Origin of the sequence: Rossellomorea sp. DA94, assembly GCF_029834455.1 — a bacterium.
In the GTDB taxonomy this organism is placed as follows: domain Bacteria; phylum Bacillota; class Bacilli; order Bacillales; family Bacillaceae_B; genus Rossellomorea; species Rossellomorea vietnamensis.
Genome location: NZ_CP122397.1, coordinates 3,498,843 through 3,518,977, shown reverse-complemented (window position 1 = coordinate 3,518,977; position 20,135 = coordinate 3,498,843). Strand labels below are relative to the sequence as shown.

18 protein-coding genes and 1 riboswitch are annotated in these 20,135 nt (G+C 41.7%); of the genes, 11 read left to right on the top strand and 7 right to left on the bottom strand.

Annotated features, from left to right (window positions below; genetic code table 11):
* The first annotated feature begins 2 nt into the window (after positions 1-2).
* Positions 3-548, top strand: coding sequence for a GNAT family N-acetyltransferase (locus P8596_RS18345; protein ID WP_279724596.1), 546 nt, complete (start codon positions 3-5; stop codon positions 546-548).
* Between the two features lie 90 nt (positions 549-638).
* Here the strand turns inward: P8596_RS18345 and P8596_RS18340 are convergent, their stop codons facing one another.
* Positions 639-3,629 carry a lamin tail domain-containing protein gene (locus P8596_RS18340; RefSeq protein ID WP_279724595.1) on the bottom strand — a complete coding sequence of 997 codons (2,991 nt, stop codon included), beginning with the start codon at positions 3,627-3,629 and terminating at the stop codon, positions 639-641.
* 392 nt (positions 3,630-4,021) lie between these two features.
* Between P8596_RS18340 and P8596_RS18335 the strand changes: the two genes are divergently transcribed.
* Complete coding sequence (locus P8596_RS18335) at positions 4,022-4,552, top strand: MgtC/SapB family protein (protein ID WP_481900343.1); 531 nt, start codon at positions 4,022-4,024, stop codon at positions 4,550-4,552.
* Between the two features lie 36 nt (positions 4,553-4,588).
* Here P8596_RS18335 and P8596_RS18330 read toward each other — a convergent pair whose 3' ends face one another.
* Together P8596_RS18330 and P8596_RS18325 are read right to left on the bottom strand one after the other, a co-directional pair.
* Positions 4,589-5,158 (bottom strand): glycerol-3-phosphate responsive antiterminator, encoded by a 570-nt coding sequence (locus P8596_RS18330; RefSeq protein ID WP_279724593.1) that lies wholly within the window; start codon positions 5,156-5,158, stop codon positions 4,589-4,591.
* 269 nt (positions 5,159-5,427) lie between these two features.
* Complete coding sequence (locus P8596_RS18325) at positions 5,428-6,600, bottom strand: iron-containing alcohol dehydrogenase (protein WP_279724592.1); 1,173 nt, start codon at positions 6,598-6,600, stop codon at positions 5,428-5,430.
* 518 nt (positions 6,601-7,118) lie between these two features.
* Positions 7,119-7,225: riboswitch (SAM riboswitch) on the top strand.
* A 120-nt stretch (positions 7,226-7,345) separates the two neighbouring features.
* On the opposite strand from P8596_RS18325, the gene P8596_RS18320 reads away from it, so the two are divergent.
* From P8596_RS18320 to P8596_RS18295, 6 genes are all read left to right on the top strand, one after another.
* The gene (locus P8596_RS18320) at positions 7,346-8,371 is read left to right on the top strand and encodes a methionine ABC transporter ATP-binding protein (protein WP_279724591.1); all 1,026 of its coding nucleotides are present in this window, start codon (positions 7,346-7,348) and stop codon (positions 8,369-8,371) included.
* Positions 8,361-9,023: a methionine ABC transporter permease gene (locus P8596_RS18315; protein ID WP_060674923.1), complete on the top strand. Its 663-nt coding sequence runs from the start codon at positions 8,361-8,363 to the stop codon at positions 9,021-9,023. The genes P8596_RS18320 and P8596_RS18315 overlap by 11 nt, the downstream gene beginning before the upstream one ends.
* A gap of 11 nt (positions 9,024-9,034) precedes the next feature.
* Entirely contained in the window at positions 9,035-9,871 is an 837-nt protein-coding gene (locus tag P8596_RS18310; protein WP_279724589.1) for a MetQ/NlpA family ABC transporter substrate-binding protein, read from the top strand.
* Positions 9,872-9,885: 14 nt separating this feature from the next.
* A complete protein-coding gene (locus tag P8596_RS18305; RefSeq protein WP_279724588.1) occupies positions 9,886-11,088 on the top strand; it encodes a M20 family metallopeptidase in 1,203 nt (400 codons plus the stop codon).
* Between the two features lie 127 nt (positions 11,089-11,215).
* On the top strand, positions 11,216-11,662 hold the full coding sequence (locus P8596_RS18300; RefSeq protein ID WP_279724587.1) for a hypothetical protein: 447 nt from the start codon (positions 11,216-11,218) through the stop codon (positions 11,660-11,662).
* Between the two features lie 451 nt (positions 11,663-12,113).
* Complete coding sequence (locus P8596_RS18295; RefSeq protein ID WP_279724586.1) at positions 12,114-13,625, top strand: FAD-dependent monooxygenase; 1,512 nt, start codon at positions 12,114-12,116, stop codon at positions 13,623-13,625.
* 667 nt (positions 13,626-14,292) lie between these two features.
* On the opposite strand, the gene P8596_RS18290 is transcribed toward P8596_RS18295, so the two are convergent.
* The 3 genes from P8596_RS18290 to P8596_RS23855 all read right to left on the bottom strand — a co-directional run bounded on the left by P8596_RS18290 (position 14,293) and on the right by P8596_RS23855 (position 15,810).
* The gene (locus P8596_RS18290) at positions 14,293-14,649 is read right to left on the bottom strand and encodes a hypothetical protein (protein WP_279724585.1); all 357 of its coding nucleotides are present in this window, start codon (positions 14,647-14,649) and stop codon (positions 14,293-14,295) included.
* A 326-nt stretch (positions 14,650-14,975) separates the two neighbouring features.
* A complete protein-coding gene (locus P8596_RS18285) occupies positions 14,976-15,458 on the bottom strand; it encodes a GNAT family N-acetyltransferase (RefSeq protein WP_279724583.1) in 483 nt (160 codons plus the stop codon).
* Between the two features lie 52 nt (positions 15,459-15,510).
* The gene (locus tag P8596_RS23855; protein WP_347815194.1) at positions 15,511-15,810 is read right to left on the bottom strand and encodes a hypothetical protein; all 300 of its coding nucleotides are present in this window, start codon (positions 15,808-15,810) and stop codon (positions 15,511-15,513) included.
* A gap of 1,267 nt (positions 15,811-17,077) precedes the next feature.
* On the opposite strand from P8596_RS23855, the gene P8596_RS18275 reads away from it, so the two are divergent.
* The 3 genes from P8596_RS18275 (at position 17,078) to P8596_RS18265 (ending at position 18,893) form a co-directional block, all read left to right on the top strand.
* Positions 17,078-17,389: a hypothetical protein gene (locus P8596_RS18275; RefSeq protein WP_279724581.1), complete on the top strand. Its 312-nt coding sequence runs from the start codon at positions 17,078-17,080 to the stop codon at positions 17,387-17,389.
* A gap of 247 nt (positions 17,390-17,636) precedes the next feature.
* Positions 17,637-18,032, top strand: coding sequence for a hypothetical protein (locus P8596_RS18270; RefSeq protein ID WP_279724580.1), 396 nt, complete (start codon positions 17,637-17,639; stop codon positions 18,030-18,032).
* A gap of 381 nt (positions 18,033-18,413) precedes the next feature.
* Entirely contained in the window at positions 18,414-18,893 is a 480-nt protein-coding gene (locus P8596_RS18265) for a GyrI-like domain-containing protein (protein WP_279724579.1), read from the top strand.
* A 413-nt stretch (positions 18,894-19,306) separates the two neighbouring features.
* On the opposite strand, the gene P8596_RS18260 is transcribed toward P8596_RS18265, so the two are convergent.
* Positions 19,307-20,101 carry an SDR family NAD(P)-dependent oxidoreductase gene (locus P8596_RS18260; protein ID WP_279727027.1) on the bottom strand — a complete coding sequence of 265 codons (795 nt, stop codon included), beginning with the start codon at positions 20,099-20,101 and terminating at the stop codon, positions 19,307-19,309.
* Positions 20,102-20,135 lie beyond the last annotated feature (34 nt).

The window sequence follows — 20,135 nt, the reverse complement described above, 5'->3', positions numbered from 1 at the left end:
TATTGGGTAGTGAAGATAAAATCGTCATTTCTCCATTAAAGGATGAATTAATTGATGACATCAATCAAACAAATGATTCTTTTAAAGTGTTTGGAAGGCTTGTACCCAGTTTTCAATCAGGGAAATGGTCTTTTGAAGAAAAACTATTTGATGAAACCAAAGATATTCGTTTTCCAGATGACAACCTTGATTGGAGCCAATATATAAACCAAGAGGATAAAGCGTTGTTCTTAGCTTATATGAATAATACCTGCATAGGACAGATTAGGGTAATGAAGGATTGGAATCGCTTCTGTTATATTGAAAACATTGCTACGAAGAAAGAGTATAGAGGCAGTGGAGTCGGAAAGCTGCTATTAAATAAAGCTGAGGACTGGGCGAAACAAAGAGGACTTATAGGAATGTCCCTGGAAGCACAAGATGATAATCTTGGTGCATGCAGATTTTATCTAAAACAAGGATTCATACTAGGTGGAGTTGATACATTGAAGCAGTCCTATAACCCTAATATTGAAACCACTTTGTATTGGTATAAATTATTCAATTAAAGAGGTCTTAACGCCATAAGAAAAAACCAGATCCATTTAGGTCTGGTTTTTTCACTCACTGAGATCCTTCTCTTCTATGACGACTTTATATTACTCAATCCCCTTATCATCCTTCATCAACTTCTTCATATCAATCTTAAGCATCCGGTCCATCGGGTAGGTGGTGGTGTAGCGGTATTTGTTGGCGCCGGATTCGAATACGACGTAGAGTTCTTTCTGTATTTCCACTATTCCCTCAGGCATTGGGATGGCTTCGACACTCTGGCGTGGTTTGGCCGTGTGACCATCCAGGAACCATAATGGAACTTGTTTTCCTTCTACTGTGGCATAGGCATGTGGTTCTTCCTTCAACGGATATTCATAGCGATACAGAACACTGTCGTTTGCCCTGCCGTAAGAAGTGCTGAGAGTGACACCGTTTCTTGCTGCCTTCTGCATGATGGCTCCCTGGACTTTTCCTGTCGTTGATAACACGTAATCCGGTACGGCGTTGATGTCAGGTGAGCCATTCCACTGCTCTTTACTCAGCATGTCGTTGTTTCGTTCTAGATCGAATCCGATCATCCATGCGTAATGCATTTCTCCGTCCCTGTTCTCGATGTGATGAGTTGGGTCGGTCGGATAGGAGCTTGCTTCATAGAATTCCCCGACCCAAAGGATGCCTTCATCATAGACGGTGTAAGCCGCTTCGACAGGGATGGGGATCTGTTTGGTGAACTGGATTTCCCCGTTGTTTGGTGCATTGACCAGATCGCTTAGATCGAAGCTGAATAAATGATTTTCGGATGCGACCCAGCCGTGATCACGACTGACGGTCACTCCGCCTGCGTGTCCGGTATACGGTGTGCCGTCCGTATTGTAGAGGACAACGGATTTCACTAATTGTCCCGTTCTGCGGTCTGTAACGGTAATAGTTCCCGGTCGGATCCCATCATCGACGTAGCCGATGGTAAGGAGCCAGTCTTTTTTCTGATAATAGGTCAATCCTTGTGGAACGAGGCCTTCTGATAGTCCGGCAATCACCGGGCCGTCGGTACTGATATCCCACAGGTCCTGGTAGGCTGGGTCTTTCGCGTGTTCCGAACGTTCAACCTGGGTGATGAGCTGGTGATCTGGTGTGACGGTTACAGGCTCTGATTTCTCCGATACGTTTCCTGATATATCCTCTGCGCTTACTTGTAACGTGTATGTTTGATTGCCCACTAACGTATAAAGAGTAAAGTCGGTCTGGGATGGATCGACGGAATATTCAAGTTCTCCATCTTTGTAAATGTGATAGCGATATAGATCGGTTTCACTGGAAGCGTCCCATGTTAAAACGGCTTCCCCGTTGCCTGCAGTGGCTTTCACGTTGGTCGGTGTTTGCGGTGCTGCTTCATCTGACACGGGACGATCCGGTGCTTGATCTTCTATGACCCATCCAGGTGTCGGACTTTGACCCGCTGCCAATTTTTCCATCGTCCGGGTATTATCCTTTGGATAGGAATAGGTGACGGTTTGTTTTAGGGAAACGTCCTCTCCTGAATAATCGGCCCTTACTACTTCCCTTCCATCAGGGTCGTAAACGGTCAGTGTATTGCCGCCGTTGACTAGGCCGGCGATATCACCGAGGACAATGATATCCTCTTCCTGAAGATACTTACTACTATAAGAATAAAAATAGTTATAGTTGAACGCTTCAAGGGAGATAGGGCTGATGGCAGTGTTTCTGGTCCAAATCACCACCGTATCCCATGGCTTCAAGATATGAGTGTCCCCGATTTCTTTGTCCCAGTTATAGGACGCGATCCGATATCCTTTCAAATCGATCGGGTCCGGGCTGTTGTTATAAAGCTCGAAGTATTCAAATGCATCATAACCTGCATAGTTATCTGTATTCGGAATCAATTCCGTGATCAGCAAGTTTGGTGTCGGGACGTTTTCACTCGGACCTGTGACGAGTGGTTTGGTAGGTTTCGATTCGTTTCCGACTTGGTCGATTGCCGTTATTTTGAAAGAGTACTCCCTGTTCAATTCCAGAGGGGATACGTTCATGCTATTTTGGTCAGCATCAACTGTGCCGTAAAGCGTCCCGTTGATGTAGACGCGGTATCCGGCAAGGTCACTTTCAGGATTGGCATTCCAAAGCAGCTTGACATGATCCTTGCCTGGAGTTGCTTTCAATCCGGAAGGCGTGGCTGGGGCTTCGCTGTCCACGATTTCCTGTGGGACGGCCCGGACTTCTTTTGTTGCCGGGGATTCATTTCCTTCTGCGTCCACGGATGTCACCCGGAATGTATAGGTCTTTCCATTCTCCAATCCATTTATGATTGATTTGGCAGCCTCCGTGGAGGTAATCGATCCATCAGATTGGTAGATTTGATAGGAAACGGCACCGTCTGTCGCTTCCCACTCAAGGGTAACCGACTGGTTGGCTGGAGTTGCCTTCAGGTTTGCAGGTGTCGAGGGACCAGCTACCTGTCCGGTCAGAACGACGCCTGGAGTCGGCTGTTCATCGTTTTTCATCTTTGTCATCGCACCAGAGCTGGTGGCCTGATACGTGATGCTCCGGTTCGTGATGCCGTCGACTTCTCCATCATTGATGAGAGCGGTACTGAGGATTGTGCCGTCTGCGTTCGCAATTCCTACCTGACGCAGGCTGCTGTCATGCAATCCCTGCCCGGAAGAGGTCAGCTTGACTTCGTATACATCCTCGGGCGTTAGGTTCATCTCATAATTGGAGTTGAACTCCCAAAGGGGTACATCAGGATAGGCCAATTTCTTTAACCATAGGACGAGGGAATCTTTTGGCTGGATGATTTTATCTTCGATGGGCCAGCGGTTGGCCGGGCTTGAGAAGTTACTTGTGAAGTATTGAAGCTGATAGTCCTGCAGGTTGATGGCTTCTGAGGTGGTATTATAGATTTCGACGTACTCATAGGGCTGTCCTGACCCAGCAGACTTGGTGACGATTTCCGTAATGATAAGGGGCGGGGTGGTTTCTTGCGCACTTGCGTTGTGGACCTGAAGCAGTAAAAGTCCTGTAATGGCGAAAGCAAGAAAGGCGGCTATCCGGGTGATTGAGTTGGTTTTCAACATCATTTCCTCCTTTTTTCTATTGTTTATGTAAAAAAGAAAAGAACCCCATGGCAATGGAGTGCACGATGACCGTACACACGATTGACACAGGGTTCTCCTCATCTCTACCCACTATATTCACTGTTTAATTCCATAATACAATGGACCCACGATTTAGGAAATGGGCATTTCGATTTAATTTAGTGTATATTTAGAATTTTTAGATATATCATTGAAATGAAGAGGAAGTTGGTGTATGATGAAAGGAATAAGATGAAGCTTGGTAGGAAGAGTAGAAGAGATCCCCTATGAAGCGAATGGTATGATTTTTTTCACAATACTGTGGAGAAATCATCAATTCGTTTTGTGGCGCGGTCTCTTTTTCATTTAAGGAGGAAGAGGGTATGGCGAATTACATGAATGAAGTAACGAGGTTCTTCTGGCAGCATGATATTTATTTCCGAATTGTCGTGAGCGCAATATTAGGATTCATCATAGGTTGGGACCGGACATCCAAAAATAAGCCCGCTGGTTTAAAAACATACACATATGTATCAGTGGCTTGTACCTTGATCACGATCGTCTCGATCGAAGGCGCTGAGATGCTCAGTCAACCGGGGAGTGGTAAGATGATGGATCCTTTCCGTCTGGCAGCGCAGATTGTTTCCGGCCTTGGGTTCCTTGGTGCAGGAGTGATCCTAAAGGACGGATTGAGGGTGAAAGGACTCACTTCAGCAGCGATGATTTTTTACGTGGGGGGAGTCGGTATCGGCATTGGAGCTGGATTTTATTCCCTCGTCATCTTTGCCACACTGGTAACCTTCATTATTACGAAAATAGGAAACATCTTTGAAGAACGGGAGATCACAATCGTACGGGTTCGCCTCCCGTGGATCGGGAAAAAAAGAAAATCAGACGGCGATGCAGAAAAAAAGGTAGGGACCTAAAAGGACTGGAACTCGAGGAGTTCCAGTCCTTACTAGTCAAACATCCAAATTCCAAAGCTTCGGATCCCCGGAAGAAATAGCGAGGGCGCCGGCACTCAGTCCATTCAGAATATCCTGCTTATTACTGATCAAGCCACCAGCGATGATGGGTAGGGTAGTCATTGCAGTCAGCCTGTCAATGACAGAAGGCATCAGACCAGGAAGGACTTCAATGGCATCGGGCTTGCAGTTATGGGAGATGTCAATCCCCTTCTCAAGGGCATTCCGGTCGATGAGAAAAAGACGCTGGATTGTCATCAAACCTTCTTCCTTTGCATACTTGATCAAATTGCTCCTCGTCGTAATGATGCCAGCGGGTTTCCATATTTCTGCTATGTATTTAATGGCACTCTTCGTATTGGACAACCCATCGATGAAATCAATATGGATAAACGTAGTTTTACCGGCTTCCTTCAGCTTTTTTAAATAGCCGTTCATCGAAATCAAATTGCCCGTAAGGATGAACACGATGTTGGCGTTTGACTGTATGGCTTTATCCAAGTCTTTTTCTTCCTTGATGGAAGCGATGACCTGGGATTGGACGATGTCGATAATGTTTGGTTTCATGGACTTGGCCCCTTTTAATAGTCTGAATATTGTTTTTCTTTTAGTATAGCATAGTTGTTTTTAGGTGGTGAGAGGAATAATCTAAGGTAGACCTTTGCTTATCGTGCCTACCTAATATCACCCAGAGTGCCGTAAATCAGAAAGAAAAAAGAGCAAGAGAAGACGGCTGGGATGACTAGTAACACTGGGGAAAGAATCATGTTCACTAGTAAAAAGCAGAGCCCGGGAAATCCCATAAGCTCTGCTTTACTTATTTGTTCAATTGATCTTTACGCTTTCACTAAAGATTCCTTGCCATAGTAAGCGGCTTTAAATAGCTCTTTCATTTGTTCTTGACTAGTCTCACGTGGATTGGTGCCTGTGCATGGATCTTCCATAGCATTTTCAGCCATTGTATCAACATGCTTGTTGAACTCTTCTTCGGATACACCGTAGTCCTGAAGGGTAGTCGCAAGACCGAGGTCTTTGTTCAATTGATAAATATATTCAACAAGAGAATCAGTCAATTCTGTATCGTTATTTCCTTTCAGGTTCAGACGGCGGGCGATTTCAGCAAAGCGATCTTCCACGACTTCACGGTTAAACTGGATGACGTAAGGCAGGTAAATCGCATTGGCATAGCCATGCGGAATGCCGAACGTTGGACCACTTTTGTGGGCAAGGCTGTGCACGTTACCGAGTACAGCGTTGGCAAAGGCCATGCCTGCCATGGCTTGAATGGTGTGCATTTTCTTAGCGGCTTCCTGATCGCCCTGATAAGAAGCAAGAAGGTTATCCTTTATCACTTCAGCTGCGCCTAGTGACAGGATATCCGTATACATGGTACGCGGTTTCGCTACATATGCTTCGATGGAGTGCGTGAATGCGTCCATGCCGGTATAAGCAGCAATGTGCTTCGGCAGTTCTTTAATCATAACCGGATCGATAATGGCGACATCCGGTGTTAGTTCGAAGTCAGCAACTGGATATTTCACGTTCGTGGTTTCATCGGCCAGAACAGAAAGGTTGGAAACTTCCGAACCACTTCCGCTTGTCGTCGGAATACCGGCAAATTTCGCTTTATTGCGAAGTCGCGGCAGTTCGAATGGCTTAATGGCATCTTCAAAAGCAAGGTCCGGGTGCTCATAATAGAGCCAGATCGCTTTTGCAGAATCCATCGCCGATCCTCCGCCGATTCCGATTATCCAATCCGGCTGGAACTCATCCAGCTCTTTTGCTCCTTTTTTGACCATTTCAAAAGTAGGCTCTGTATTGTAGCCTTCCAGTACTTTTGTTTCTATATTGGCAGCTGCCAGGTGTTCCTCTACCTTGATGAGGTTTCCGTTACGTTTAACAGAACCTCCTCCAATAACAAGTGCGGCTTTTTTACCTTCAAAAGACTGTAACACTTCAAGTGCATTCTCTTCGAAATAAATATCGCGTGGAATTGTAAAACGACTCATAGTAAAAATAGCCTCCTTAAGTTTCATTGATTGATTATCGTTTTAAGTGAAAACATTACCCCTGCCGTTCATCGGAGGGCAATGGAATGTAATATTCCCATTTCTTGAATGAATAAAACATCACTGGTTGCTCGCAAAGCATCTGGAAAGTTTCATAACGGACTTGTATTAAGACAGAATTCACATACGAATGAAAAGTGAAAATCACCATGCTACTTGCTCCAAACTTAAGATCTCTCCGATTTTCATAAGAATGGGAATTAACTATAAGTCTCTTTTTCAATCACTGCTATTTTTTTGTGGTTGGGCAGAATAATAGAAATATTTTCTTCTAGTAACTTAGTGAATTGAAACGAAATGAATATATTGGCCAATTAAAGACTGGTTAAAGTGACCCTAGTTGAATAGACCTACACAATACAAAATATTCAAAAACAGGTTTGACAAACCAATTCAAATCCTTTACCATTACCCTAATGCTTAAACGCATCATAACTTTAACTTAATAAAGCGATATCTTCTTATCAAGAGAGGTGGAGGGACTGGCCCTGCGATACCTCGGCAACGGGTTCTTAAATGAATACCGTGCCAATTCCATCAAGTCATATGACTTGAAAGATGAGAAGAGCGGGACATATACATATTTGTGCCTCTCTTCTTATGAAGGGGGGCACTTTTTATTTTCACCCATGTCCATAAAACCCAGGCATCAGGAAGAATACATAACGAAAGGAGCAAGTCTTGTATGATCAGAGTTCAGAATGTTACGAAAGTATTTGAGACGAAGGATGGCCCCTTCACTGCTTTGAGGGATGTTTCCTTTGAAGTGAAGAAGGGAGAGATTTATGGGGTGATCGGATTCAGTGGGGCTGGAAAAAGTACGCTTGTCCGCTGTCTCAATTTTTTAGAGAAACCATCTTCAGGAGATATTTTCATAGAGGGTCGCAGCTTGAAAGATCAGTCGCCCATCGATTTGAGGAAAGAGCGGCACCGTATCGGGATGATCTTTCAGCACTTCAACCTGTTTCAATCCCGGACGGTGGCAGGGAATATCGCCTATCCTCTGAAACTGGCAAAATGGCCGAAAGATAAAATCAACGAAAGAGTAAAGGAGTTGCTTGCGTTTGTCGGACTCGAAGATAAAGCGAAGCATTATCCTGATGAACTGTCTGGAGGGCAGAAGCAAAGGGTGGGGATAGCAAGGGCCCTGGCGACGTCTCCTTCGATTCTGCTCTGTGATGAAGCCACATCCGCCTTGGATCCACAGACGACGGAATCAATTCTGAACTTATTAAAGAGAATCAACGCGGAGTATGGCATTACGATCGTGATGATCACCCACGAAATGGGGGTTATCAGGGAAATTTGTGATAAGGTCGCGGTCATGGAAAATGGAGAAATCGTGGAAGAGGGAAGCGTCTTCGATATCTTCTCCGACCCGCAGACCTTGACAACCAGAAACTTTGTGAAGAGTGTCATGAATGATCAGCTGCCGGCATCGGTTCTTGATAAATTGAACGACAGCAAGGAAGGGCGCATCTGCCGCCTCATATTTAAGGGGGATTCGACAGGCACGCCGATCCTTTCCGAAACGGCAAAGAAATTCAATGCCCATATCAATGTATTATTCGGCCAAATCACGGAACTCCAGGGCAAGCCGTTCGGGAATCTCATCGTACAAATCATCGGCAGCAAGAAGGAAACAGAAGAGATCCTGGAATATTGGAAGAACAGATTATTCGTAAGCGAGGTGGAGAAGCGTGCAAGTTAACTGGGAATTATTCTGGCCAAGAATTATTGAAGCGACATGGGATACTTTGGCGATGGTGTCATTCTCCCTTCTGTTCGCAACATTGATTGGACTTCCCCTCGGTATCATCGTCGTGGTGACGAGAAAGGGGCACTTACTCGAACATAAAGCCGTCTTTTCAGTACTGAGCAGCATCATCAACGTGTTTCGTTCGATCCCGTTCATCATCTTGATGGTGGCCATCATCCCCTTTACAAGATTGGTAGTGGGAACGTCGATCGGAACGGCGGCAGCGGTCGTACCGCTTGTCGTATTTGCGGCACCGTATATTGCGAGACTGGTAGAGAGCTCGCTCCTTGAAGTGGAGCCGGGGGTCATTGAAGCGGCGGAGTCCATGGGGGCGGGGCCGTGGCAGATCATCTTCGGGATCCTCATTCCGGAAGCACTGAGTACACTGGTCCTGAATATCACAATCGCGACCATCGGCCTTGTCGGTGCATCGGCCATGGCCGGAGCAGTCGGAGGCGGTGGCCTCGGAGATCTCGCCATCGCATACGGATATCAGCGATTCGAAACATCCGTCATGATTGTGACCGTCATCATTTTAGTCGTGATGGTGCAGGGACTTCAGACAGCAGGGAATACATTATCAAAAATCATCAGGAGACGATAGGAGAGAGGAATATGAAAAAATCAATCAGTCTAGCAAGTATCGCGATTCTATTATTTACCCTACTATTGAGCGGTTGCTCAGGAAACAGTGCATCCGGTTCAGGTGATAAAGAAGTCGTGAAAGTCGGAGTGAATGGATCCGGGGTGCCGATTTGGGAGTATATGAAAGAGAAGGCAGCAAAGGAAGGGATTAATATCGAGATTGTGGAGTTTGCCGATTACGTGAGACCGAACCAAGCGCTGGCCGATGGGGATATCGACTTGAACGCCTTCCAGACAATCTCGTATTTCGATTCCTTCGTTGAAGAACATAATCTGGACCTTGTACCGATTGGCTCGACGATCATCGCGCCGATTGGCATCTATTCGGAAAAATATAAATCGGTGGAAGACTTACCGAAAGGCAGTACAGTAGCCGTCCCTCAAGAGGCGACGAACCTTGGACGTGCCCTTCTCCTGTTGGAAGAAGCAGGGTTGATCAAGCTAAAAGAAGGATTTGATCAGTCACAGGGTCTTGAAGCCATCAAAGAAAACCCGAAAAACCTTGAATTCACACCGGTCGTCGCTGCCCAGACGCCAAGGGTACTGCCGGATGTTGCGGCATCGATCATCAATAATGGTGTGGCGGTTGAAGCAGGGATGGTTCCGGTTGACGACAGCATCTACATCGAAGGGGCGGAATCCAAGCCGTTCATCAATATCATCGCGGCACAGGAAAAAGAGAAAGACAACAAGACCTATCAAAAGATTGTTGAGCTCTATCAGCAAGATGACGTAGCGGAACATATCAAGAAAACATATAAAGATTCACTGATTCCGACATTCGTTCCCGTCAGTGAATTGCATTAGGAGGGAAAAGAGAGATGAGTCAACAAGCAGTGATTGCTGATCGTAAACACAACATCGTCTCAGCAGTCGATCAATTGGCGGTGAAACTCGTGTCGACCAGCCATCAGATCCACGACAACCCTGAAATCGGAAACGAAGAGTTCTTTGCCTCCGATACCTTGACCACCTTACTTGCAGCCAACGGGTTCTCCATTGAACGGGGAGTGGCGGGTCATGAGACTTCCTTTGTGGCACGCAAGCATTCTGGGAAAGAAGGGCCGGTCATCGGCTACCTGGCTGAATATGACGCCCTGCCTGGACTTGGTCACGCCTGCGGTCACAATATCATCGGGACGGCAAGCTGCGGGGCGGCCATCGCCCTGTCGTCCGTACTCGATGAAACAGGAGGGGAAGTGGTGGTGTTCGGGACGCCTGCCGAGGAAGGCGGCCCGAACGGTAGTGCAAAGGGCAGCTTTGTAAAAGCAGGCTTGTTAGAAGGAGTGGATGCCTGCATGATGGTCCATCCATTCAACCGAACCACACAGACAGGGAAAACCCTTGCGGTGGACCCCCTTGATTTCGAATTCAAAGGAAGGTCTGCCCATGCGGCAGCGTCCCCTGAAGACGGCATCAATGCCCTCGATGGTGTGATCCAGCTGTTCAACGGGATTAATGCCCTTCGCCAGCACGTGACCGATGATGTACGGATCCACGGCATCATCACCCACGGCGGGGACGCGCCAAACATCGTCCCTGACTATGCAAAAGCCCGCTTCTATATAAGGGCTGCAACGAGGGAAGCGTGCAATGAAGTCACGAAGAAAGTGAAAGCGATCGCTGAGGGATCGGCCCTCGCCACCGGGACGAAACTGAATGTCATCAAGATTCAAAATGAAGTCGACCACTTTCAGCTCAACCGCCGTTTCGATCAAGTATTCCAGCGTTCCATAGAGTCACTGGGGGAATCCTTCGACGATACGGAACGAAAGGGACTCGGTTCATCCGACGCCGGAAACGTCAGCCGGGTGGTCCCGACCATCCACCCCTATATCAAAATCGGTGCAGAATCCCTCGTCGTCCACACGAACGAATTCAGGGAAGCGGCGAAATCCACCGAGGGCGACCGTGCCCTGGTGATCGGGGCAAAGGCACTTGCGCTGACGGGATATGAACTGCTGACGGATAAGGAGCTTTTAGAAGAAATATGGAAAGAATTCAGTTCAGGCAATGAAGGATGAGAAGACAGCCACATCAAGGCTGTCTTTTTTCTGTTGTTGGAGAATGTTCCAATGTTTAACAAAAACACGAAAAGGATATTGAATAAATGAGAGATAGTATCGTAGAAACAAAAGAAAGGAGAACGACATGAAAAAATTATTGATAGCAGGAAACCTTTTTTTCGCCCTCTCGATCCTGGGAGCGTGCGGTTCTGACGAGGCCGAACCCGAAGAAAACACTTCAAATGATACGGCAGAAATGGGTGATCAACAGGATACCCAGGAAATGGACGAATCGGCAGCAGACCTGTTCAGCACTGAAAAGCTGCAGGAACGAATCCAAAAGGGGATGGATCTTGATTCCTATTCTGCTGAATTGACAGCAATGGAGGAAAAAGGAGAAACCACCCTCGTCAAAAAGTACAACTTGACCGGAAATGAAGAAATTAAAGCACAAATCCTCCAATCATCAGATGGGTTCGTCGCAGTCGAAACCGATGGACTTGAAGTTACAGACGTCTCAGGCTATAAATCCATGAAAGAAGTAGAGGATCATTTGAACGACAAGGATATGGAAGAAGATATGAGCGAGTAAACGGTCCATACCAGTCGTAATCCAATAATAAATAGATAAATGAAAGGAAGCGTTGATCTAAAAAGGATCAACGCTTTTTCTTATGAAGTTAATTGATTGAAGGGCAGGTTAATGCATTCAAATTTAACAGTTGTTTATCTTCATATTAATCGCCCTTTGTAAGTACGGGTCTTCAATCAGTTGCGACCATGAAATATCCATGCTAAAATACATTAATGAGTGATTACTCACTTTTTTGAGTCTGAGAAAGGATAAATATTCAAAAAATAAAACCTACAGAATAATGTTTTCAATAATTTGTAAATACTTTAAGTAAAGACAAGCAATTAGACAGTGTGAAGAAAAGGATTGTTGATTTTAGCTTGGACGATCATGAAGGGTGTAAGGGAAAGTCCGACCGGTGTGATAGTTTTAACCATAATAAGCAGTTCAAATTAAGGGAGGAATCATAATGAACCCGGATATTCTGATAGTAGGAGCTGGCCCGACTGGTCTGGTCATGGCTCTAAGGTTGTTGAAACACAATGTTTCTTTCCGCATTATAGACAAAAACAGCGGTCATGGGGAAGCCTCCAGAGCACTGGTGCTCCATGCAAGAACGATGGAGTTCTATCGCCAGCTTGGGTTTGGCGATGAAATATCAGAGTTAGGGATTAAACTGGAATCCCTTCATATTCGTGAAGGTTCCAGAGAAAAAGCCCACTTGACCTTTAAGGATTTAGGAGAGGACTTGAGTCCATACCCGTATATGCTGAGCTATCCACAAGATGATCATGAACAGTTCCTCGGTGAAAAGTTGAAGAGGGCTGGAATAGAGATTGAATGGAATACGGAGCTTGTCTCTTTTGAAGATAAAGGGGATTTTGTTGAAGCCGTCCTATCAAAGGATGGAAATGAAACATCCATCCGCACGGCTTATCTTTGCGGATGCGATGGTGCTCACAGTCCTGTTCGTAAAACGCTGGGCCTGGGTTTTTCCGGTGGAACATATGATAAGCTCTTTTATGTAGCTGATGTGGAAGCAGACACACTACATGATGCTTCTATGAACCTTTATCTGGACGCAGAGGGCTTTTGTGCCTACATGCCTGTAAGAAGTTCCGGGATGGTCAGGGTGATCGGGATCATTCCTGAGAAGCTCACTCAAGCAGAACATATTACGTTCTCATCCATCAGCGGTTTTGTAAAAGAAAAGGTCGGGTTGGATGTAAAAAAAGAAAACTGGTTCTCAACCTATAAAGTTCATCATCGTGTAAGTGATCATTTTCGAAAGGGAAGGGTCTTTATTGCAGGGGATGCAGGGCACTTACACAGTCCTGCAGGAGGACAGGGAATGAACACGGGGATTGGGGATGCAGTAAATCTGTCATGGAAACTGGCAGAGGTGCTTAAGGAAAAGGCACATCCTGATATCTTGGATACTTATGAAACAGAAAGAATCACTTTTGCAAGGACCCTTGTGGATACAACCGATAAAGCATTTCAGAACATTGTGGGAGAAACCTTCAAAAGTAAAGTGATTCGAACGGTCATCATGCCTTATATTGCTCCATTCCTCCTCGGATTCTCGACTACCAGGAAGGCCGCATTCAAAGTGATATCACAAACGAGAATTCATTATCACGATAGTCGCTTGAGTAAAGGGACTTCAGGTAAAATTACCGGTGGTGACCGGCTTCCTTATTACCAGAATGGTCCTATGGATAATTATGTTCCGCTTACCTCTTGTGAATGGCAAATCCACATTTATGGGAAAGCTTCAGAACAGTTAGGGAAATTCAAGGAAGATTCAGGAACCGAATTGCACGTCTTCCCTTGGGAATCATCTATGGAAGAAAAAGGTCTAATGGAAAATGCTATCTATCTGATCAGACCAGATGGCTACATTGCTTACACCAATCAAGACCAAGATCTAAATAGCCTAGAGAATTATCTTCAATCTTATTCGCTTCGATTAAAATAAAGAGTGTAGGAAGTAATACTAAGTGAATGAAGAGGCTTTGATCGAGGGGCTTAATCCTAAGGGGGAATCCGGATGATTTTAAAAGAGGAATTTTGCGACACTTGAAATCGTTCGGACCTTTAGGGTTCCTCCGTATTTAGAAAAGCTTCTAAATGTTTGGTGGGAAACAACTAATACATCAATCTTCCTCTCCTGTCTTTCGGAACAATGCTCATAATGATTGTCATAATTATAGAAAGCATAATGCCTGAACCTGCTGCATGCAACACTCTTCCATGCTATAACATGGAAAGTCTACATCAACACGATACATGATTAGAACAGACCAGTCGTCCAGAAGAGGGAATTACATATGTTTACTCTAAGAGACATAAAAAAGCAAAGGAATCATATACTAACGAAAATATAGAAGGTAAATAATATCAAAACCTAAAAGTTACTTTATTAAAAGGGAGCAGTAGCGATACTGTGTTAGTTAAAATTTCTTATGACTCTGATTTATGCTGATACCGAAATATTAGATGCATCTAAAAATGAAGACGAATTTTATGCTTAGCGAAGGTAATAAGGCCTTATTAAGTTAAAGGGGGCAATAACATAAGATCAGCTCATCTTAATCAGTTTATAGCCCATCTTCAATTATTGGATAGAAATGTTGAATAAAACTTTATCCTGGAATTGCAGGAATATGATTTCTTGTACTTGGCTCGTCGTTAATAAATGTAATGTTTATTGTACCCATAATTTCTTTGTCTTCATTAGCTTTTATAATACTCTCTGGAAAGCTATTAATAATTTTATTGCTATCTTCAAATAGTTTAACCCCATTTTGGTTAAGTAAATTCAATAAATTTCTTACCCCTCTAACTTCTATTTCAAAATTTATAACAATCATTTTATTTGAATACATTGTATGGTTTGTAATCCAACCTGAACATTTTGATATACTGCTAACAGTATAATCAATCATTTCATGTCTATTTTCTCTTGTAAATCCTTTTATTCTTATAACTCTTGGTACCATTAAATCACCTATTTTCACCCAAATTAGCTTTTATGAAATTATAATACGCTTACGTTAATTAAGAAAGTGAAAGCAAACATTATTATTTCTTATTCCAGTAAATAGGAGCAATAACTGAAGATTAGTCACTTATTGAACAGTATTGTGGAAGAACACGATTATTACTTTATTAACCTTGGAAGGTAGCTGATATATCCACGGGCAAATACCTTAGGAATAATTGTTAAGGAGAAGAAGGGCATAAAGGAAAGCATTCAAAAGGAATAGGCATTTGTTACCGCCTTATAGACGGTACGATCGAACTCGGTGAGAGGTCAAATATTCTTTTAATCTAAATTCAATTCAAAAATAAGTGAATCCCTATCAGAGAAATCATATTGAATGGGCAAGTCCTTTTTATCAATTTCCATAAATCCGACTTTTTTATAAAAACTATGTGACCGAGTGGCTTTAGCTGGTGTATCCAAAACGATCTTAGAAAACCCGTTTTTCTTAGCAAATTCAATGAGTTCCTTATATAGATCTGTGCCTATCCCGTATTCTTTACCCCGATAATCTTTATAAACGAAAAATTTCTTTAACACTGCAACTTCATTGTTTTCTTTTTGCAAACCAATAGTACCAACAACCTCTTCGTTATCATTTAATGCAACCCAAAAATTTCCACCGTTATTGATATAATTCATTTGAATGTCTAGAATATCTGGTTGTTCTTCAACACGTATACCCACTTGGTATTCCACATTCTGTACATATAGTATCAATTTAATGACATGTTCTCTGTATTTATCGTGATAGGGAATAATCATTTTTTTCCTCCTAGATAAAAAATGGCTTCTGAATACAAAACTGCTCTTCCAACTATAATGACACGACTATCCTTATTTTTACAATAAAGTGTCCCACCTCTTCTTGATAATTGTCAAGCAACCATTTCGTATTTTCTAATCTATTTGTCAAAAAGGATTTGGGAGAAACCCAGGTCCATCCGCTTTTTGAAAGGGCTTTTTCTGCGATTTCTTTTCTAATGTGTAAGGCAATTCGTAGCTTTCCCAGGTGGTGCTGCATAGGGTAAGAGAAGAAATAGTGCAGAAATAGTTTCTGATTTATCAAAGGGGATCCGTTGTCAGCCAGTGATTTTGCTGTTATATGCCCTTTCATATGGGTTCCCCTGCACATGACAGCAGCAATCTTTAGACCGGGAGCAATGTATTTACTAAAGCCTTGAATGTATTTGATGGCACCCTAATGGTAAAGAGTTTCACCCCATTTGGGTGCTAAGCTCTTTTTTGGAATGAAAAAAGATTGATAAATACCTATCAATTTGAAATAATTGGAAGCGTATTTTCGGAGATAGATAATATTTCACAGAGGTAGTTCATCAATCAGTTATTAAACCTCTTTGAGGCATTACTAATAGGTTTTTTGCTTGTATTGTTAATAGAGAAAAACAGAGAAAAGGGTGAATAGCTAAACTGTTATTCTTGCTTTCTAGAGGTTGATTTTCACTGCTAATTCCAACTTTCAACAAAGATATTTAAAAAATCATTAAATGATATGTATAGAGGAGGGTGATTACTATGATAAATAATTATGGGTTAACTGTAAGAATTACCGCTGATGTTACCATCATAATAATGGGTATCACAAGTCCCCTGTGGTCAATGATTCATTACTTTACAAATGTACTAAAAAATGGGGCAATAACTGAATCTCAGCTAAATCCTATCTTCAATAATTAGGCACTATAATGACATAGTTTGAAACTTCATTTATTAGTTATCTAACGAATAACTTAAGTATAAGGGTTACTGAAGTAATATAAAAATTATTGTGGGGTGTGTGAAATAATAACTATATCTTTATTTATTATTGTTGTATCAATAGTGTTTTTAAATATCATAGTATTTAAATTTTCCGGTCGAAATAAGAAAAAAAGATTAATATCAGGAAGCATATGGATTTTATCCACGCCGGTATTGTTTTATGGAACAGCAATTGTTATTAGTCAATTTGATGATTTTGGGTTTGCTACTGGTATGATCTCACTTTTATTTACAGGACTATATTTTATTAATGGTTTATTTATACTGATAATGGGGTTACTTACAGATAAGCTGTATTGATATAAGTCTACTTTCTTTACAACAGGGAAGTAATCATAGGCCAGTATTAATTTCGGCATTTTTGATATAGGATTAGTAAGTTTATTTGAATTTCAAAGGGACTAATCACTTATACATAAAGACCTTCTTGCACTATCGGGGGCTTATCCAGAAAAGGGTAAGCTCTTTTTTAGTGAAAATGGTCTTAAGTCAGTTTCAGTATTTTGAAATAATTGGTATTAAATTAAAGGTCAGGTTATTGAGTATTGTCGGTAAAAGAAGTACAAATGAAAACTCAATAGAATGGAAGAGGGAGGATATAAGTGAGCAAGATAGATATTGCTATGACTCTATATATGATTGTGTTGATTTCTGCTGCTTTTCTAAGTTATATGTATGGTTCCAAGATGATTAGGAAAACAGGGTTATTTTTATCCCAAACCGTCATTTCCGGCTTTATATACGCATCATTAGGACTGTTAGCAATTTTAGGATGGTCTTCCTTCACTTTTAAGATTAATGAATTTCTATTCTTTGGAGGATTAGTATTAGGCATTGCCTCCTTGGCGGTAGGAGAAATTATTTTGTTAGTAATCTTTCTTTTAAAGCGGAACAAATGGATAGCCGGACAATAAACCTAAAATTAAATCAGTTGCATATTCCATTCTAGGTGGCAATAATTGAAGACAGCTAATGAGCCTTCTATTATTGTCCATCTTCAATTATTAGGCAGTTTAAATAAATAATAACTTGAATGCGATTTGTGTAATTCATTAATGATTATAACAAAATAAAGCTTCAGTCTAAGATTCGGCCATGAATTTTTCAGTGCAAATAACCTAGTAATGAAGAGATTTCCAAAAATTATGTTAGGATGATCAAATGAAAAATTTAACATTTATAGGATTTCTTATTGTTGGTTCACTGTTGTTGATTGGGTGCGGTAATCAATCTGATGGTCCAGAAGAGGTAACTTTATCTTTTCTTAAGGAAAATTTTTTATTAAGAAATTTTGAAGAAGCTCAAAAGTATACAAATGTGAAACAAGAAACAAATATTAACGAGGCAAAAAAAATCCATAATGAACTTAGAAAGAATAATATGAATAAACTCACTGTTTTTTATTCAGAAAAAGATTCAACTAATGACAAGAAAAAATATCAAGTGTTTATTCCAGAATTCAAGGAATCAATGGATTTCACTTTAGAAAAACAGAGTGGTGAGTGGAGAATCACTGACTACAAGACTAAAATCTTTATGGACCCTAAAAAACTGTGAGTTTTGTAAACTCCGTTGATTGGGAAGAGAAATATATTTATGGGAAAGAGAAGGAGTAAGAATATAGATACTTGATCTTTGCATTTTTGTATTCCGTTACTATACCAACTCAACTATAGGATGGCACAAGTAGCCGTCATTATTTAATTAACGGGCAGGTTAGTTGAAGACTTGAATTCGAGATATTGGTATAAATTGAAGAATAATATGTAAGTACAGAGACCTCGGGAATACTACAGAATTGTTCATTTTACGTTAGGTAACTTTCTCGTTGCAGAGTTATCCATTCTTTTCTTTTGTTTATACAAATAAAGAAGGGAAAAATATCCTTTTACAGAAATGTTTAAAAGAAAGGAATAAAACTCAAAGGAGATTAAAGAGATGGAAAAAATGAATTCTATAACATTTATTGGTGTAAGAGAAATTGCAAAGAAGAAGTTAGTGGGATTTCGTGTAGTTTGCGAAGATATGATGGGTTATGGTCAAGAGATCCCTGAAGCTTCTATGTCACTAGAACGACGTAAAGCTGAAATTAAACAACTTGTTGAGCCAGTTAAACTTATTGGAGCTTTTAAAGCAGCAGAGAGTTCAGAAGAAGACGATGGATACTGGGTTTGTTTCGAGGTTTATGAATTTGAGGATATTCCTGACGGGATGGTTAGTTTAGTTGTCCCTGCACAGAAGTATGCCGTTCTAAACTTTAAAGGGCATGCTTCAGAAATTTTTCAAGTATATACTCATTTACACAAATGGATTACTGAGAATGGATATAATAGAGTGCCAGATAAGTGGTCATTAGAAATCTATTCGAAATGGACAGAAAGTGAAGATAAAGTGGATTTATGTGATCCGATCCTTTAGGCGATCTTTGTAAAATGTAATAGTGAGGTAGCGAGGAAGCAAATGAATTCATTTCTCATTCACTTTGTAGAGATTGTATAAAAAGTGTTTTCTTCAATTAAAGAGTCTCTTAGTTGAAGGTCTGCTTTAATAAATCTCGAAATCAAGTCTTCAACTAACGGGGGGCGTTTGCTGAACAAGCAGCCCCCATTTGTTCAAGTAAAGGGCAAGGTCTATGAAATGCAAAGAATTGGCAAGGTAAAGGGAATCTTTGTCCAACTAAATTGCAGATGAAAGTAAAAAATACTTAGTATGAGAATCGATATTCCCTCGAAATGCAGCAGAATTTCACTCAAAGAAGCAAACGATTGAATAATCTTTTTCTGATTTTTGCTGATAGTATAGAACGACGACAACTCCTTAGCTTTTTATATTTAGAAGATAGTCGGGATTAACCCACCATCCATACGGATTGGGGACCCTTTAAATGCCGATGCATACGGGCTACAGAGGAATGTAGTAAGTCTTCCTATTTCTGTCGGCCGGATAAATCTTTGTATCTCAGATTGAGGCAGGTTTGAAGTCATAAATTCCTTCTCTTTCTCTGAAAAAGTCATGTCTTTCCTATCGTACATACCGTCTATGATTTGATGAACATTTTCAGAGAGGGTTGGTCCTGGCATGATTGTATTAACCGTGACATCTTTCCCTACTGTTAATTTAGATAAGCTTTTTGACAATGATAAAAGCATTGATTTTGTCATACAATACTGAGGCATTTGTCCTGAAGGCATCACGGCTTCTTCACTCGCTATAAAGATAATCCGGCCAAAATCATTGTTCAACATTTTTGGTAAATAAAATTTAGATAAACCATTTGCAGCAAGTACATTGGTACGGAAGTAGGTTTCCCATACTTCATCGTCTACGTCCTCATACTGCATGATTTCATAGATCCCCATATTGTTAACTAAAATATCAATGTAGGGATGCTCTTTGAATAAATTCTCTCGCTGTTCTTTATCTACTATATCGGCTGCAGCATTTTGAGGAGAGGTTGTAGGGAATTTTGATTTAATTTCATTTACAACTTTTTCTACCTCTTCATCATGACGGCCATTAATAAGGACATTGACCCCTTCCTTTGCAAGCTCAAGAGCGATAGCTTTACCTATACCTTTTGTTGAACCTGTAACTAAAGCTGTCTTATTGGTTAGTCCCATTTCCATCATACATTTCCCCTTTTCTTAGTTAAAAACAAGA

What these genes read in the sequence shown, in the direction of transcription:
- P8596_RS18260 (WP_279727027.1), bottom strand. Translation starts at nt 20,101, where the DNA reads ATGGAAATGGGACTAACCAATAAGACAGCTTTAGTTACAGGTTCAACA.
- P8596_RS18335 (WP_481900343.1), top strand. Translation starts at nt 4,022, where the DNA reads ATGAATGAAGTAACGAGGTTCTTCTGGCAGCATGATATTTATTTCCGA.
- P8596_RS18270 (WP_279724580.1), top strand. Translation starts at nt 17,637, where the DNA reads ATGAAAAATTTAACATTTATAGGATTTCTTATTGTTGGTTCACTGTTG.
- P8596_RS18290 (WP_279724585.1), bottom strand. Translation starts at nt 14,649, where the DNA reads ATGGTACCAAGAGTTATAAGAATAAAAGGATTTACAAGAGAAAATAGA.
- P8596_RS18295 (WP_279724586.1), top strand. Translation starts at nt 12,114, where the DNA reads ATGAACCCGGATATTCTGATAGTAGGAGCTGGCCCGACTGGTCTGGTC.
- P8596_RS18325 (WP_279724592.1), bottom strand. Translation starts at nt 6,600, where the DNA reads ATGAGTCGTTTTACAATTCCACGCGATATTTATTTCGAAGAGAATGCA.
- P8596_RS18300 (WP_279724587.1), top strand. Translation starts at nt 11,216, where the DNA reads ATGAAAAAATTATTGATAGCAGGAAACCTTTTTTTCGCCCTCTCGATC.
- P8596_RS18330 (WP_279724593.1), bottom strand. Translation starts at nt 5,158, where the DNA reads ATGAAACCAAACATTATCGACATCGTCCAATCCCAGGTCATCGCTTCC.
- P8596_RS18310 (WP_279724589.1), top strand. Translation starts at nt 9,035, where the DNA reads ATGAAAAAATCAATCAGTCTAGCAAGTATCGCGATTCTATTATTTACC.
- P8596_RS23855 (WP_347815194.1), bottom strand. Translation starts at nt 15,810, where the DNA reads ATGAAAGGGCATATAACAGCAAAATCACTGGCTGACAACGGATCCCCT.
- P8596_RS18340 (WP_279724595.1), bottom strand. Translation starts at nt 3,629, where the DNA reads ATGATGTTGAAAACCAACTCAATCACCCGGATAGCCGCCTTTCTTGCT.
- P8596_RS18285 (WP_279724583.1), bottom strand. Translation starts at nt 15,458, where the DNA reads ATGATTATTCCCTATCACGATAAATACAGAGAACATGTCATTAAATTG.
- P8596_RS18320 (WP_279724591.1), top strand. Translation starts at nt 7,346, where the DNA reads ATGATCAGAGTTCAGAATGTTACGAAAGTATTTGAGACGAAGGATGGC.
- P8596_RS18265 (WP_279724579.1), top strand. Translation starts at nt 18,414, where the DNA reads ATGGAAAAAATGAATTCTATAACATTTATTGGTGTAAGAGAAATTGCA.
- P8596_RS18305 (WP_279724588.1), top strand. Translation starts at nt 9,886, where the DNA reads ATGAGTCAACAAGCAGTGATTGCTGATCGTAAACACAACATCGTCTCA.